This is a genomic window from Rhizobium sp. 25PS6, assembly GCF_032464655.1.
In the GTDB taxonomy this organism is placed as follows: domain Bacteria; phylum Pseudomonadota; class Alphaproteobacteria; order Rhizobiales; family Rhizobiaceae; genus Rhizobium; species Rhizobium laguerreae.
Map to the genome: position 1 here is coordinate 108,148 of NZ_JAWDIV010000012.1, position 15,637 is coordinate 123,784.

Annotated in this window: 17 protein-coding genes; 5 read left to right on the plus strand and 12 right to left on the minus strand. The window is 59.3% G+C overall.

Annotated features, from left to right (window positions below; all coding sequences use genetic code 11):
* Positions 1–159: 159 nt before the first annotated feature.
* A complete protein-coding gene (locus tag RWK44_RS18650; protein WP_131662322.1) occupies positions 160–1,191 on the minus strand; it encodes an ABC transporter ATP-binding protein in 1,032 nt (343 codons plus the stop codon).
* Positions 1,192–1,513: 322 nt separating this feature from the next.
* Here RWK44_RS18650 and RWK44_RS18655 point away from each other — a divergent pair, with 322 nt between their 5' ends.
* Positions 1,514–1,792, plus strand: a complete 279-nt coding sequence (locus RWK44_RS18655; protein WP_168286847.1) for a hypothetical protein — start codon at positions 1,514–1,516, stop codon at positions 1,790–1,792.
* 191 nt (positions 1,793–1,983) lie between these two features.
* Here RWK44_RS18655 and RWK44_RS18660 read toward each other — a convergent pair whose 3' ends face one another.
* From RWK44_RS18660 to RWK44_RS18685, 6 genes are all read right to left on the minus strand, one after another.
* Positions 1,984–2,217, minus strand: coding sequence for a hypothetical protein (locus RWK44_RS18660; protein WP_245503791.1), 234 nt, complete (start codon positions 2,215–2,217; stop codon positions 1,984–1,986).
* Between the two features lie 207 nt (positions 2,218–2,424).
* Positions 2,425–3,984, minus strand: a complete 1,560-nt coding sequence (locus RWK44_RS18665) for a hypothetical protein (RefSeq protein WP_316029233.1) — start codon at positions 3,982–3,984, stop codon at positions 2,425–2,427.
* Between the two features lie 130 nt (positions 3,985–4,114).
* On the minus strand, positions 4,115–4,864 hold the full coding sequence (locus RWK44_RS18670) for an SDR family oxidoreductase (RefSeq protein ID WP_221945165.1): 750 nt from the start codon (positions 4,862–4,864) through the stop codon (positions 4,115–4,117).
* The gene (locus RWK44_RS18675; RefSeq protein WP_221999257.1) at positions 4,861–6,183 is read right to left on the minus strand and encodes an FAD-binding oxidoreductase; all 1,323 of its coding nucleotides are present in this window, start codon (positions 6,181–6,183) and stop codon (positions 4,861–4,863) included. Before RWK44_RS18675 ends, RWK44_RS18670 begins: the two co-directional genes overlap by 4 nt.
* A 7-nt stretch (positions 6,184–6,190) precedes the next feature.
* Complete coding sequence (locus RWK44_RS18680) at positions 6,191–6,622, minus strand: GtrA family protein (RefSeq protein WP_025397419.1); 432 nt, start codon at positions 6,620–6,622, stop codon at positions 6,191–6,193.
* Positions 6,623–6,632: 10 nt separating this feature from the next.
* Positions 6,633–8,087 carry a UbiA family prenyltransferase gene (locus tag RWK44_RS18685; protein ID WP_376776628.1) on the minus strand — a complete coding sequence of 485 codons (1,455 nt, stop codon included), beginning with the start codon at positions 8,085–8,087 and terminating at the stop codon, positions 6,633–6,635.
* A 378-nt stretch (positions 8,088–8,465) separates the two neighbouring features.
* Between RWK44_RS18685 and RWK44_RS18690 the strand changes: the two genes are divergently transcribed.
* Positions 8,466–8,669: a hypothetical protein gene (locus RWK44_RS18690; protein WP_025397417.1), complete on the plus strand. Its 204-nt coding sequence runs from the start codon at positions 8,466–8,468 to the stop codon at positions 8,667–8,669.
* 172 nt (positions 8,670–8,841) lie between these two features.
* On the opposite strand, the gene RWK44_RS18695 is transcribed toward RWK44_RS18690, so the two are convergent.
* From RWK44_RS18695 to RWK44_RS18715, 5 genes are all read right to left on the minus strand, one after another.
* Positions 8,842–9,183: a hypothetical protein gene (locus RWK44_RS18695; RefSeq protein ID WP_131662326.1), complete on the minus strand. Its 342-nt coding sequence runs from the start codon at positions 9,181–9,183 to the stop codon at positions 8,842–8,844.
* Between the two features lie 592 nt (positions 9,184–9,775).
* Entirely contained in the window at positions 9,776–10,696 is a 921-nt protein-coding gene (locus RWK44_RS18700; RefSeq protein WP_131661929.1) for an NAD(P)/FAD-dependent oxidoreductase, read from the minus strand.
* 144 nt (positions 10,697–10,840) lie between these two features.
* Positions 10,841–11,128 carry a DUF2934 domain-containing protein gene (locus tag RWK44_RS18705; RefSeq protein ID WP_316029234.1) on the minus strand — a complete coding sequence of 96 codons (288 nt, stop codon included), beginning with the start codon at positions 11,126–11,128 and terminating at the stop codon, positions 10,841–10,843.
* A gap of 300 nt (positions 11,129–11,428) precedes the next feature.
* The gene (locus RWK44_RS18710; RefSeq protein ID WP_131640778.1) at positions 11,429–12,244 is read right to left on the minus strand and encodes an endonuclease/exonuclease/phosphatase family protein; all 816 of its coding nucleotides are present in this window, start codon (positions 12,242–12,244) and stop codon (positions 11,429–11,431) included.
* 95 nt (positions 12,245–12,339) lie between these two features.
* Positions 12,340–13,803: a phospholipase D-like domain-containing protein gene (locus RWK44_RS18715; protein ID WP_077980276.1), complete on the minus strand. Its 1,464-nt coding sequence runs from the start codon at positions 13,801–13,803 to the stop codon at positions 12,340–12,342.
* Between the two features lie 165 nt (positions 13,804–13,968).
* Here RWK44_RS18715 and RWK44_RS18720 point away from each other — a divergent pair, with 165 nt between their 5' ends.
* From RWK44_RS18720 to RWK44_RS18730, 3 genes are all read left to right on the plus strand, one after another.
* Entirely contained in the window at positions 13,969–14,610 is a 642-nt protein-coding gene (locus tag RWK44_RS18720; RefSeq protein ID WP_316029235.1) for a UdgX family uracil-DNA binding protein, read from the plus strand.
* A gap of 142 nt (positions 14,611–14,752) precedes the next feature.
* Entirely contained in the window at positions 14,753–15,007 is a 255-nt protein-coding gene (locus tag RWK44_RS18725; protein WP_131640776.1) for a DUF2934 domain-containing protein, read from the plus strand.
* Between the two features lie 294 nt (positions 15,008–15,301).
* A complete protein-coding gene (locus tag RWK44_RS18730) occupies positions 15,302–15,475 on the plus strand; it encodes a hypothetical protein (RefSeq protein WP_003548963.1) in 174 nt (57 codons plus the stop codon).
* The last annotated feature ends 162 nt before the right edge of the window (positions 15,476–15,637 follow it).

A 15,637-nucleotide genomic window follows, 5' to 3' on the forward strand; every position in this document is an offset into this window, starting at 1 on the left:
GATACGAGGATAGAGCGCGAATTCATTATGTCCCTCCGAATGAATGCGCATCCCTTGAGCAGTTCATGACGCTGAAAGTCAAGTTTTCCCCGAAGTTTGTTGCCGAATATCACGGAAACTTGATGAGTGGTCAGCAGACTCCGCTCGGCAGGTCAGCTGTCAAAAAGCCAGCAGCCGCTCGGGGAGGATTGATATCCGAATATTCTCGGCGTCGGACGGAAGCCGCTCCAAAGCTCTGGCCTTAAGCGGCACATCGAGGCCTTCAATCCTCAACGTTATCTGCTCGAATTCGCCATGCAAAACACGGTCCTCGATGCGGGCTGCAATTCCCGAGCCGGGGGACAGCGCAATCGCGTGCGGGCGGATATAGACGGTCACGGAGCTTGCGGGCGGACGATCAAGCCCATAGGCGAAGTTGCCGATCGCGGTTTCGATCCATCCGCCACGGTAAACGCCGGGAACTTTGCTGGACGGGCAAAAGAACTCTGCCGCATAAGGATTCGTTGGACGGTCGTGCAGATCATAGGCGGAACCGGACTGGACGATTTCGCCTGCCCGCATCAGAACCACCTGATCACCGACGGAAAGTGCTTCCTGGGGATCATGCGTCACGATGATCACGGTCGTGCCGAGTGCCCTCAAGAGGCTCAAGGTGTCGCTGCGCACCTTTCCACGCAGGCCCTGATCCAGATTGGAAAAAGGTTCGTCCATCAGGACGACACTCGGCCGGGGCGCCAAGGCGCGAGCTAGTGCGACACGCTGCTGTTCACCGCCGGAAAGAGTGTTCGGATAGCGATGCGTTAGATGTTCGATTCCGACCTTGTTGATCATCTCCTCTGCTCGCGCGGTTGCTTCGCCCTTCGAATGTCGCTTGAGACCAAAGAGGATATTGTCTCGTACAGTCAGGTGCGGGAAGAGAGCATAGTCCTGGAAGACGAATCCGACGCCACGCGCCTCCGGTTCGACGAAAGTGGTCGAACTGGCAACCTCGCGGCCTTCGAGGAGGATGCGGCCGGATTCCGGTATCTCGACACCGGCAATCATGCGCAGGAGCGTAGACTTGCCGCAGCCGGAATGGCCCACGAGCGAAACCGCATCTCCGCGCCGAATATGAAGAGAAAGATCCTGCACGGCTGCAGTGATGCCAAAGCGACGGGTAACATTTTCCAGCCGTACTGCGATTGCGTTCATTTCAGCTTTCATGCTCGCCGGTGGCTTCCAGTGCAAGTCCTGAAACACCCCTAGAACATACCGAGGCCGGTCGGGACAAGCGCAATCTGTTCCGCAAGCACGGCAAGCTATTTGCCGTTTCAAAGTTGCAGCAAAAACTTCTCGCCGGCATCTTTCCACCTATCGCCACAGATGACCGTCCCGGAATCGCGCCAATCGCAACGGCCGCGATCACGTTAAGTGCCGTCACTCTGGGGATTGCACCTTGTCTCGCTTTCCCGAGACACGCGGTGGAACCTGCTCTCTCTTCAGGGGTTCCTTCCGATCAGCAGGGAGCTTCCAAATGACCTACGTCGCATCGCCAAGCTACGACCGCAACGACGCCAGCCGCGCTTCAAACCTCCGTCAGTGTCTCGAGACCGCCAGGCGCCACCTCGATGAGACTTCGCACAGCTCGGAGACCGAGAAAATCGAAACGCTCGTGGCTTCCGCCATCGAGGCGGGTTGGGAAGAGGATGAAGTGCGCGAGGCGCTGAGCGCCGGCGACGAGCAAGGGAACAAGATGCCGGAGCAGAAACCACCCGGCCCAACGATCGGCGTGGTCCCTTCGTCATCCTTCTGACAGGTGGCGGACGCTGGCGCAGTCCGGGCAAGCGGCGAGATTTCCATGTATCTCGCTGTGTAACCACCTGTGCGGATAGTGTTGCCCAATCGCCACCACTTAGGCGCCGATGGTGTCCCGTCAGGCGTGCCCAAGAAGGTCGACGTCCGCCACGACCAAAGCGCGCGGGAGTTGCCGCGCGACCTAGTTAGTCACCGACGGCCGGGGATGGCAGGAGCCGCGACGAGCAAAAGCAGAAAAGCTGCCAAGGGCAAGCCGAGCGCCTTGTGCATGCGGCTGCCGAGGATCTCCGCGGCAACGGCTGCGAACAGGAGGATGACTATGGCCATTCCCACTGGCATCGCGCCGCCCATACTTCCCGAAAGGCCATAGCCGGCAGCGGGAGTATAGAAGGTGAGTGCGCCAAGCGACGTATGGAAATCCACGTTCGGAACTTGTCCCGCCAGATGCGATGCGCACCGTCGAGGAAAACGAATAGATCGTTGACGTATTTGCTGGTGATCGTCTGGTTGGGCAGAGCGAGAAGAGCTGAAAGCACCAGAGCAAATGAGGCGATGGGGGTCCACCAGAGGTATTGGCGGCCCCCCGTGGCGATGCGCCTTCCTGCTCCGGCATCGACCTCACTGCCTGCGTCACCGCGCCTCGCTTTCCAACGCGACCTGTGGTCGCTGGTAGATCGTCCATTCCGGCGTTTTCTGCACCGTGTCGAAATTCTTCGAAATGAATGGGCCATACAGCTCCTGTAACGGCAGGCTATTGATGCCGGTCTTCGGCACCATCACGATCTTCACGTCGGCGAACAGCGCCTCTGGTGGGATATAAGCCTTCTCATTGATGTTGCGGTTCCAGTGGAACCACGCAGTGTCACCTGAGGGAGGACGTATCCCGAGCCCCGCTGAAAAGGGGTTGACGAAATCGAGCACGAATACCCGCTCGAGCGGAATCGGCAGGGCCTGAAGTAGAGCCCCCCCACTTTCGATACTATCGAGGTAGCGCTGAATGAAATCAGGCTCGCCACCGGGCGGGTCGATTTCCCGGACGTCCGCAAAAAGCGGAGGGCCAAGGGGCTTGCCAACATTCTCGGCCGCAAGTGCCGTGTGGAGAACGATCGCCTCTCCGTGGTGGACGATGGGCGGCAACAGAAAGAAGACTAGAAGCAGCGGCAGTGCAGCTGCAAGACGAGCAGGCCTCTCCATGTGCGCGCTTTGGTCGCCAGATTGAAAACGCCGTGCCTTTTCCGCCAGGACGGCCGCTCCGCAATAGAGAGTGATGATACCCCAGCTGTGGGCGTTCTGGTTGATGATTGCCAATCCTGCACCCACGCAGAAGCCACTGTAGAGGAGGTCTCGAAGGCTGCGGATGTGCCAGAAGGCAACCAACGCAAACACCGTGAAAACCACCAGATCCGACAAATTCTCACGGACATTTTTCAGTATGCTGCGGACGTCATGATCACCGCTAACCCGTGCGGCGGCCCGCAGGTCCTCTATATGCTGAAGCGTGCCGCGCCAGAAGAACTCGATGACGATCATTGCCAGTGCGGTCAGGAGCAGACTGACCAGGATCCAGGAACGTTGCTGCCGGTCCAACAACAGGAAGATCAGAAAGGCCACGCCGCAGAGTCCGTAGGTCGCCTTCGTGTAGAATTGGACAAGTAGAAGAAAGGCCGTCGCGAGACTGTCTGCAACGTCGTTGCGCGCGGCTTCGGATCTCGGCGTCAGGTACATCACCAGGATGAGCCCGAGAGCGACCCAGCCGATGCGATTGTAGAACATCGCAAAAGAAAGAAGCCGGACCGGACTTCCGAGATTGATCGGGACAGCGAGAATAAGAATCAGGAATATGCCCAAGGCGATGGCTGAGGGTGAGCTGAGGCGCGAAAGAAGGATACGGATCATCGCAGGCATGAACGCGACGGTCAGGAGCGCCATTCCCATCGGTATCGCGGCGCCGAAATTTCCGGACAAGAGGTATCCCAAGGCAGGGATATAGAAGACCAACGGTCCGAGCGCCGTATGAAAATCACGGTTTGGCACCTGCCCGACAGCGATACGATGCGCTCCATCAATGAATATCAAAACATCGTTGATGAAAGCGGTGTTGATGGTCCGTCCAGGAAGGGCAAGCATGGCGGCACAAATTGCCGCGACCACCAGGAGCGCAACTTGTGCGGAAAAAAGGCGGCGCCTCATCTCGACCCCGTCCTTCCCGAGGGCAGGCCTTGATCCGCATCGGCGCGCGGAAAAAGCGGATCAACAAGATGGAACATGCGGACGACGAAGCGGCCAGGGCAATCTCTATCTTCTATTCCCCAGGTTTCGATCACAGCCGCAACCTCTTGAAGATCGGTTCCGGGATGCCTCGGATTATCGCCATGAGCGGATACCAAATCCGCCTGACATAGACGACGTCCCCTCCCTTGCTGCCATCGGCAACGGCGAAGATCCTTTGAGCGACCTCTGCAGGCTCGGCCGTAAGCATGGGTGGAAGCTTCATTCCATCAGTCATCCGCGTTCGCACAAAACCGGGTTTAATGGTGAGGACGCGTACCCCGGCTGTGGATAGTCTGTTCCTGAGACCCGACAAGAACGCCGTCAGGCCAGCTTTCGCGGCGCCATACACATAGTTTGATCCTCTCCCGCGGTCGCCGGCGACCGAACTTAAGCCGACGATGGTGCCGGACCCGCGCGCGGCAAAGCGGCTAGCCAGGAGGCCGAGCATCAAAGCCGGTCCTTCGAAGTTTGTCCGCATCACCATGGCGGCGTGTTCGAGTTCCCTTTCGGCGCGGGCCTGCTCGCCGAGTTCGCCGACGACGCAAATGGCCGTGTCAGGCAATGGCGACACGGTGCTCAGGAACTCTTCGAAGCGGCCGGTATCAAGAATATCCAGTTCATGGGCGGCGACGACGGCGCCGGTGCGCGTGACGATGTCATCGGCTTCGCGTTGGACAAGCTCACGCCTGCGTCCGACCAAATGAATGTCCCAGCCCGCCTCGGCATAGACCAAGGCAGTCGCACGACCAATATCCGACGTCGCGCCAATCAGGAGCAGTGTCTTGCCGATGGCTTTCATATGCCAAGCCTTTTTCCCAGCTGGGAACTAAAGTGACGGTCGGCTCCCGTAGTTCGTCGCAGCTCTTTGAACGCCTGCAGTTGGGGGTAACCGGCTTCGAATGTATGACGGGATTGCCTTGCATCCTTGGCGAGATAGAGCCGCCCTCCCGCCGCGACAACCAGCTTGTCAATTTCGTCTAACAGCTGGAACACGTCGGGTGCGACTGGCAGGTCGAGTGCAAGGGTATACCCTGGCGCCGGAAATGACAGAAGGCCTGCGCCACCCCTCAGCCTTTTCAGCACGGCCAGGAATGAGGCTTTCCCAGAAAGAGCGAAACGATCGAGCATACTGCTCAGAACCGCAAGTGCGTTTTCGTCAGGCACCACGCATTGATGCTGCAGGAAGCCGCGCTTGCCGTACAGGCGGTTCCATTCGAGAAGACCGTCAAGCGGGAAGAAGTAGCTGTCCCAGTGGACCAAAGAGACTCGGGCTGCTTTGCGGGCACCCGCCCGATAATAAAGATCGTTGAATGCGGAAACACTCCTTCTGTTGAGCGCCCAACCAGGCAGGTCGACCGGCAGTGAAAAACGGGCTGCCTTGAAGGGAGGCAATGGCGCTGCTTTTGGCATTTGAGCGATGTCGCTCGGGCTGGCGTGCTCGCCGACAAAGATCAGCGAGCGGCCGAGCGAAGCGCCCCGCGAAAGGCAATCAATCCAGGCGACGGAATAGGTCGCGTCGTCTGTTTGCTTCAAGGCTTTCAGCGTATCGCCGAGATTTTCTGTCGCGACCGTCTTTTGAACAATCCAGCCGGTACTGATGGGCCTCAGCGTAAAGGTCGCTTCAGCGATGATGCCCGTGAGGCCCATACCCCCGAGTGTCGCGAAAAAAAGCTCTGAATTCTGGGTTCTGCTGCAGGTAATGATCTCACCGCTGGCGATAACCAGCTTGATTTCGCGAACGTGTTCGCCGAACCCACCGTCGCGATGATGGTTCTTCCCGTGCACATCGGATGCGATCATTCCTCCAACTGTGACGAACTTCGTTCCTGGGACTACCGGGGGGAAATAGCCCCGGGGGATGAACGACCTGAGAATGTCCGACAGCATGACGCCACCTTCGACGGTCAGCGACGCGTTCACCTCGTCGAAGCTTTTCATCCGGTTCAATGCACCGCAGGTCAAAGTGAGATGCTCACCGATCGCGGCATCGCCATACGAGCGGCCGTTGCCGCGAGCAATCAGACCCGCGCGCGATGACACCGTTCCAGGCAGCGCTTCCGGCAGCCTGCAATCAAGCACTTCACTATCATGGCGTGGATAACGTCCCCATCCCTCCATCAGTCTGTCACGCCCCTTCCAACTTGAACACGAATTTTCGGTCGAGCGCGAATTTTGAGATGTAGCCGATCGCCAGACCGATCGCCCCGCCCGCATACTTCGCTAGATCCGTTCTCCAGACTGTCCAGAAGACAATTTCGAATCCCCAGAATATGATTGTCGTCACGACGCTGAACAGGCCGTAAAGGACGATCTTGAGCAATTCGTCGCCGTGCGACTCGTATCGGTCAAAGAAGATCCACCTTTTGTCGAGGAAGTACTTAAGCCCGAACCCGGCGGCAGTGCCCGCGAGCATTGACGGCACGAGGCTTTGCGACGGGTAGATCTTCACGACAGCCGCCTGAACCGCAAAATTTGCTAAAGTCGAGAGGATCGCGAACACGACATAGCGAACTGCGATGCGGGTCGGGATCCCTTCACCCCCATAATGGGAACGCATTTCGCTCACCTCACAGTGCGGCGACAACAAAGGCGCTGGCAACGCCCAGAGTCGCAAGGCTCACCTTGTCCTTGATCGCAAATACGACCGGATCGTCATGCATCAATCCCCTATGGGCGAGCAACAGGATGCGGGCAATCCAGCAAGCCAGGATTGGTCCCGCCAGCCATAAAATTCCCGGCCGGGTGTAGAGATCCTTCACGCTGTCGCTTGCAGCGTAGAGCGCATACAATGTGAGCGCGTTCATTCCGGCCCCGGCCGCCAATGCGCCGATCATGCCGACGTCTCCATTCTTGTAATCGCGGCTCTTCGAGTCGGGTAGGTTCGCGGCTCGGCGCGAAATGAGCTCCGTGTATCGCTTGACGAGCGCAAGCGAGAGGAACCAACTCATCATGAAGGCAAGCAGCCAAGGAGAAGGCCAAACCGAGATCGCCGCCGACCCTCCTACCACGCGTGTGGTGTAAAGAGCTGCAAGGGTCACGACATCGAGGATCATCTTCCGCTTCAGAAAGAACGAATAGGCGGTGGTCAACGCAAAGTATCCGGCGAGCACCAAAATGAAGGCGGGTGTAATCGTCAGGGCGACGATAAACGACAGCAGAAGGAGAACGGGGATTGCCATGAGCGCGTGTGAGAGCGGGATATCGCCGCACCCCAGCGGCCTGCGGCATTTGCTGCGATGACCGCGATCGTCCTGAAGGTCGACCAAGTCATTCAGCACATAGACGCTCGACGCGCAAAGCGAGAAGGCGACCAAAGCCAGAGCGGAATTGGCAAGACTATGGACGTCGAAGAGTTGATTTGTCAGCAACGGGATAAAGACGAGCCCGTTCTTGACGTATTGATGCACCCGCAGCAACCGCGCCCAAGTCCGCCAGCTCGGTTTGTCGTGCGCAAGATGTACAACATTGTCGCATTGGCGCGACAGTTGCCGCGCTACCCTGGCCGACGTCCGAATTGCGTATGATTTTCCGGCGTGACGCCATACAGGCAGATCTGCGGCGTCGTTGCCGGCATAGTCGAAACCGCCATGGCCAAAGGCCGAAACGAGCTTTTCCGCCTTCACCTCGGCGGCGCAGTTTGTCGTCTCGTCCGTTGCAAACCAGCCGTTGAAGACACCTAGATGGTCGGAAATGCGCGAGACAAGGCGCTCGTGAGTCGCGGATGCGAGATAGACCTGACGTCCCTCTTCCCGCGCCGTATGGATCAAGTTCAGAACCTCGGGATCAAAGGGCAGGATAGCCGGATCGAAATCCGCGGGTGTGGAAAGACGGTGCTTGAGGCATGCCTTTCCCCTGCACGTTGCGAGGACAAGGTCAACGATGGAAAAGGGGCGGCGCCTGAGTTCAGAAAAGGCGGTCTCAATCAGCAGGTCGGATCGAACCAAGGTGCCATCGAGATCGATGACCAGCGGCCGCGACGAATCCGAACTTTGTGGTGTCGACGAGCCACCGAGCGTTGATATCGTTCGACGAGGTGAAATCCACTCGTCCTCCTGACCCGTCGGTAGAAAATCTCTTCGAAGCTCAAACTCCTGGCGCAATTCGCTCAAAGGATTTCCCTTTATACTTGAGGTATGTGGAAATCGCCGAACAACGGCCAAGCCGCTTAGTTCCATAGCCCAGTCGCTTGCGTCTGACTCTTTGCTCGACCTTCACCTCTAAGTTTAGACAGGCAGCGGATACCCTTGCGCACGGAACGAATGATCAGTGATCTATCCGGCACCTCCTCGTTGCCGGGGCGTAGGCTGGTTGCACTGAGCGATGTACCCCACCGGACGGAGTTTCGACGGCCGGAACAAACCCCTGATGTATCGGTTGGGTGCCCCATACGCAAAGACCGGTTGAACGAAGCGATGAACTTGGCACTTGTTTTTGGGACATTGACACTGACTTGCTGGATGGTCGGCGGGGCTATTGCCGTCATAGGAAATGCAGAGCATTGCCATCCCCACCGTCAGCAGATCAGCGAGTTCGTCTCGCTCGGCTTGAACATCCTTGGACTCGTCTGCGCAATCCTGATGGGAGCCGTTCTGGTCGCGCAGTAGTGCCGACAAGGTTGAACGGTCTTTAGTTACTAGAAGCTCCGCTTGGCGCGGCTTGCTTTGCCTATCGCCTCTGTCGTCGTGGCGCTCCCATGCAGAATTTGTCCCATAGCGAATCTCTCCTAGCCTGTGAGAAGATTGCACCATCAAAATCCGGGATCAAACGTCTAGCTTGTCAGCTGTAAATCCAGCTGGCGATCGCCACTGCCAGCGCAACAAGAGCCAGTGTGGCGATGAAGATGCGTAAAGGGTTAGAGCGCGTCGTCTGGGGCATGGTCCCTGCACTCCCGGGTTCACGCATGGCGACATCGTAGTTGCGTTGGCGATCGGCCGCTCCCCTGCTCTGGGTATGCAGCGCCGTCTCGATCTCTTCGTGGCTCATCGGCTGACCTGCGGCCTCAGCATCTGTTTCCAGTGGCGCGGCTGCAGGGTCAAATCCCGATCTGATGTCTCCGCTGTCTCCTGATTGGATTCGACCGCGCACTTCGGCAGCGGTCTTGCCATCCTTATTGATCATCGCGGTTCTCCTATTTCGCTTGGAGATGATGCCGCACCGTCGCCCCCGCTCAACCACCACATTGAGATCGAGCCCGCGGTGATGATGAGGCCGATGATGATGACGGCACCCACGTAGGACGAAAGCAACCACGGGGATGAGCCTTGGTCCATTGTCGATCCTCCTCCTGCCTTGTAAGCCTTCAAAAGCTTCCGCACCGCGCTGCCGCCCGGCTGCCAACCCTGAGGGACAGAGATAACAGCACTCCCATTGATGATGGGCACCGTTGGTTCATATAACGCTGGGTCCTCAGCCGTTCCTATGCTTTTCCACCAGCATCTGGGCCGGTTGCCTCGGGATAGACCAGCGGCAATACGGCCTTTGCCGTGCAGATGCCGCTAACATTCAAGCTCAGCAAAGGTTCCACGGTATCGGGTCGCCGAAGGCCAAAGCGGCTGTTGCAGGCCACCGTCGGGTCGACTCCGCGACGGGGCGAGGCACATCGATTCCAATTCGGAGCTCGCATGCGTTGGTTTCTCGGCGCTCCTTCGGGTGGTATCACCGTTCCTCATGCGCGAAGATTGTCCCTTCGCCTCGGGCAACTAACGCCTCATCAGTCGTTCTTGCGTTCGCGCAGCCGATTGTGAATGGCGACGGCCGCGATTTCGCCTTGCGCCATCGACACACCGAGTTGGTTCAGACCTGTGACAACATCGCCAACCGCGTAGATCCCCTGGATGTTTGTTTCCTGATGTGAACCAACTTTGATCCGCCGATCCCTATCGAGTGCAACAGCCAGTCGCTCAGCGAGCTGCGAGTGGGGCCGAACCCCCAACGCGGAATAGAGCACGACCTTTTCGAGCACAGTCGATGCTTCAAGGACGAGGTCGACCGTTCCGTGCTCGGAACGCAAGCATCGCACCAAGCGCTCGCACCGTACGGTGACTCGGTCGTCGATAAGCCGATCCATCGTTTCGGCTGTGACGTCCAAGGTATTCCCGAGGGTCGCAATGGCGATGTCGGTTGTGAATGATTTTAAGAAGCGCGCTTCGGAAGCGGCCCGCTCCGTTGCGCCGATCACCACTGCCGGTCGTCCCGCAATTTCGTAACCGTCACAGATCGGGCAGAAGCGGAGGTGGCCAGAGCGGACGAGATCATAGGCTCCATCTATGGGTGGGAAGATGTCCCTAAGACCCGTTGCCAGCACGATGTTTTCCGCCCAGATCCGACCGCCGGTGAATTCAACCAAAAAGCAACGAGCTTCACATCGCCTCAGCCGCCTAACGGTGCCAATCACAGTGTCGACGGCGAAGTTCTGCAACTGCATGCTCATGCGCCGCAATAATTCGGTTCCCTCGATGCCTTCAGGGAAGGCTGGATGGTTGCGTGAGCGAGGGATGAGCAGTGCGCGGCTGTGGCCAGAGTCGACCACAGCGATCTTGCGGTTCAGCCGCGCCAGATAGATAGCAGCCGTCATGCCTCCAGGGCCCGCGCCTACCACTACGGCGTCGAGAATCCGCAATTCCGTCGTCATCGCTTCGGTCCCTCGATCCAATGGGGCTTCCCACGCTCGCGACGTTCGATCTTGTCGAAGGAACCGATCATCGCTAACCCTGATCACGCTCTTACAGCATGCGACCACTTGGTCTCTCGGGTTTGTCTGCGTCTTTGAGATGGATTAGTTCGGATCGGGCCCGCCTCTTCCACTCTTCCTTGGTTCCGCCATGCTGTCGACGCCGGATGCCGGCCCACCTCCTGGCGAGGTTCCGCCCCCTTGCAGGCCGCTCGCCGACCCCGTCGAGCCGGTTTTTCCATCGTCGCCTTCACCAGCTGCCGCGTTCTCTGCATCAATCTCGCGGGTAGCCTGCTCCCAATGACGTTCCTGATTACCCTCGCCTCCTCCTTCGCGCTCCCAGATCTGATGGGCGCGTTCGCGGATTCTGTTTTCTCGATCCCGATCTTCCATAACGCTTCTCCTTTGCACCGGCGGAAGCCGATGGCCTCGCCGCTAACTCGTCGTCCTCAGCGAAGTTCCCGGCATCCAGGCGCCGTAGACACGCAGGAGAAGCCGAGCGGCGGGCTCGATGCCGAAAAGGCCAGTAAAGACGAGTCGCAACGACCGTTTCGGTGTTCGTTGAAGCTGAAGGTGGATCGCGCGGAAGGCGCTTGGCATGGGCGTGATCTTTACCCCACAGTTCCGATCCTGAGGCCCTATCAAGCTCAAGGGAACATTCGGCCGCTTAAGCCCGCGCGTCGGCTCCGTACTTCAAACTGCTGCTGGTTTCAGATCCACAAGCGCCTTGATCGGCAGATGGTCGGACGCGACGCGGGCGAGCGGCGTATCATGCGCTTCCACTTCGGATATGATGCCTTTGCGGTTGGCGATGATGCGATCCAGCGCCAGAATGGGCAGGCCGGCGGGAAAGCTTGGCACGGCGCGCGGCAGCTCGCCGAAGGCGGATTGGAAGGTGTTGAGCGAGGAGCGGTCGCCGAGCCGCCATTCGTTGAGGTCGCCGAGCAGGATGGTCGGCATCTCGTGCCTGTCGTTGATGAGCTCGACCAGGGTGCGGGCCTGCTGGGCTCTGTTATGGCGCAGCAGGCCGAAATGCGCGGCGATGATGCGCAGCACCCCGCCCTCTTCGAGCTCGATCTCGGCGACAAGCGCGCCGCGCGGCTCGAGACCCGGCAGTTTGACCTGATGCACGTCATGCACCAGCCCTCTCTTGAAGAGCACGACATTGCCATGCCAGCCATGCGCCTTCGCCATACCGGCAATTGGCACCGGAATGAGGCCCGTCTCCCGCTCCAGCCGGCCGAGGTCGAGAATGCCGGTGCGCTCGCCGAAACGCGTATCGGCCTCCTGCAGCGCAATCAGGTCGGCGCCGATTTCGTGAATCACCCGGCTGGTGCGCTCCGGATCGAAACGCCGGTCGGTGCCGACGCACTTGTGCACGTTGTAGGAGGCGATCAGCGTGCCGGCGCTACGCGGCCTTGCCTCCATATGCGCCGCGTCGAGCCGCTTTTTCCTGCTCCTGATCGAGGCGAGAATACTGGCGGGAAGACTGTCTTTCCTGGCGTGCATAGGGCGGCGCACTTGTTCCGTTGATCAAAAGGGCTACTCATTCGGCAGTATAGGCAGCCGGGCAGAACTTGCCATGTCAGAATGCAAAAAATTCGTCAGAGATAGGGCGAGCCCAGCCACAGCACCTTCTCGAGCAGGCGCACCGCGAAGGGCCGCGCGCGCAGCCCGTCGAGCGTCACCGGCGTCGCTGATTTCAGGGTTTCCTCGATATGCTCGTCGATCTCGGCGGCAAAGCCCTCATTCAGCACTTCGAGGTCGACCTCGAAATTCAGCCTCAGCGAACGCGGATCGAGATTGGAAGAGCCGACATAGGCCCAGGTGCCGTCGATCGTCAGCAGCTTCGAATGGCTGAAGCTGCCGGTGGAGCGCCAGATGCGGCAGTAGTTCTTGAGGATTTGGTCGAATTGCGCCGTCATCGCCCGGTCGACCAGCACGAGGTTGTTGACCGCGGGCACGACGATATCGACTTCGACGCCGCGCCGCGCCGCCGTCACCAGGGCGCTGATGAGTTCACGGTCCGGCAGGAAATAGGGCGACATGATGCGGATCGATTGGCGCGCCACGGAAAAGGCGCCCATCAGCATTTTGTGGTTGGTCTCGACGCTGCGGTCCGGGCCGGAGGCGACGACGCGCATCAAGATGGGGTCGCCGGGGCTGCGCTCTGGCAGTTCGATGCGCCAGGGCTCGTCGTTCAACAACTCCTGCGTTGAGAAGCGCCAGTCCTCGGCGGCGAGGTCGAAAAGATCGGCCACGACAGGGCCGGTGACGCTGAAATGCGTGTCGTGGGCAAAGCTCTCGCCTGTTGCCTCCTCGCTGAAGCCCGCCCTGATGTTCATTCCGCCCGTTAGCGCGATTTTCCCATCGACGATCAGAATCTTGCGGTGGGTGCGCAGATTGGCATAGGGCAGCCGCAGCCCCATGATGACGTTGCCGTTGAAGACGGCGACGGTGACGCCGCTCTCACGGAGATGGCCAAGAATGCTCGGCACCGAATAACGCGCGCCAACCGCGTCGATCAGCACCCGGACCTCCACACCACGCCTGACCGCCGCAATCAGCGCATCGGCGATGCGAAGGCCGACCGCATCGCGGTCGAAGATATAGGTTTCGAGCAGGATGCTGCGCGTCGCCTCGTCGATGCTTGATTTCATCGCAGCATAGGCCTCGTCGCCGGTCTCCAGCATGTCGATCGTATTGCCTGAAGTCAGCGGATTGCGCGTTACCCGGTCGCCGAGTGTCTGCAGCGCCGCAAAGCGGCGACCGAACTGGCTGATCACCGTCTCGGCCTCGGCGTCGAAGGTCTCCAACTCGTCGAATTCGGCCGCAAGCAGCAGCGCGTCACGGCGGACGCTTAGCGACTTGCGACGGATACGGTTGATGCCGGCAATCGCATAGAGCACCGCGCCGATGATCGGAGACAGGATGATGACGCCGACCCAGCCGATCGCGGCACGCACCTCCTCCTTGGTCATGGCGGCATGGATCGCCGCCGCGGCCCCCATGGCGATCGAGACGACAAAGAGGATATGCGGCCAGTAGGTCGACAGGAGATAGAACATCGCTGGCGAATATAGCCGCGAAACGGCGGCGTTCAATCGCGCCGTCGCTCTCCCATGACGCGAAATTTTTCACCGTGATCATTTTGCCGACCCGGCGCCGTCCGTTTCAGCAGGGAACAATCCCTGCGCGGATCGATTGATCCCGAGGAGGTGAGGATCGCCATCATGAACATCGCCGCAAACATCGGTCCCGCATTGGCGTTCGAAGTCGCGGATGCCGAAAGCATTGCCGAACTCCGGCATCAGGCCGATGGCTGTACCCGTTGTGATCTTTACAGGAATGCCACGCAAATCGTCTTCGGCGAAGGCTCTGTGAAAGCCGAGATCGTCCTTGTCGGCGAGCAGCCGGGCGATCAGGAGGATCTGACCGGCAGGCCCTTTGTCGGCCCCGCCGGCCGGCTGCTCGATCGCTGCCTCGAAGAGGCCGGTCTCGATCGTCAGCGCTGTTATGTCACCAATGCCGTCAAGCACTTCAAGTTCACGCCGCGCGGCAAACGGCGGCTACATGCAAAACCGAATGCCGGCGAGATCAGGCGTTGCGCCTGGTGGCTCGGTGCAGAGATCAACATCCTGCAGCCGAAGCTCGTCGTGACGCTCGGCGCAAGCGCGCTTTATGCGCTGCTCGGTCCGAAGGTGAAGCTGACGCCGGAGCGCGGCCATATCCTGCATCCGGAAAACCGTCCGCCTGTCCTGGTCACCATCCACCCTTCCTATCTCTTGCGCATTCGCGACGAGGCAGAGCAGCGCCGGCAACGCCGGGATTTCGTCTCAGATCTGCACAAGGCGGTGGAGTTTCGGTCCCAGTGAAGGCCGATTCTCAACCCTAATATGCTGCGATGCGAAATATTTCCGGTTGCGGCGCGATTTCGCTTGAAAGAGCTCCCCTCCTCTGGAACCATCCAAGCAGTATCGCGTTCGAACGACGGCATCATGTGACTGGAGATCAGCGATGGCAGAAACTCGGGAAGAGTGGATCAAAAAACGTGCATACACCCTCTGGGAAGAAGAGGGTTATCCGACAGGGCGAGAGTCGATCCATTGGGAACAGGCACGACACGAGCGCGACGCGCTCGAGGGCTCGGCTGCGTCTTCCAACGGCAAAGAGGTCAAGCCCAAGACCAAGCGCACTGCGACAGGCGGCAAGACGAATGGCGTGGTCACGCCGGCGCCGAAGCGCACCGCGAGCCGCAAGACCGCGTCCTGAACACTAGAATACTGAGCATCTCAATTAAAAAGGGCGTCGCCTCGACGCCCTTGACCCTTTTTTGTCATATGCCTGAATTGGTTGTGCGATATTGAATTGCAGGGGTGGGGGCTTCCATGCGGGGGTGAACAGAGGCCGGATGACGCTGCAAGCTTTGAGGCACAAGAGCATCCCATGGCTGTTTATGGCGAAACCGGGGAAGTTGCCATGAACGACGGCCGTATCGAAATCCTCTCAATCCCGCTCTTCGCCGCCAGCGGTCGCTTCTCGACCGCGATCGTGTGAGGGATGGACATGTCGCTCCTCGTCATCGCCGCGCTGCTCTACCTCGGTCTCGCGCTCGGGTTCATCCTTGTCGTCGACAACCTCGTCGGACTGGTTTTTCGCGATCCGCGCGCGCCGGTTCAGCTGGTCTCCGTCTATATCGGCCGCGCCTTTGCCGCATCGCAAAAACTCTATCGAAAATAACACCTCGCAGGCGATGTCCGCAGACTGCTAAAACTGTTGAACACCCGGCAGTTAAGGATGTTTCGACCGCGCCCTTTCCCTCCCATCGGAAGCCTCTATGTTGACGGTTTGGAAGGGTTGAACCCCGAGGTGACAGATCACCCCCGGCGCGGCTGACGACAA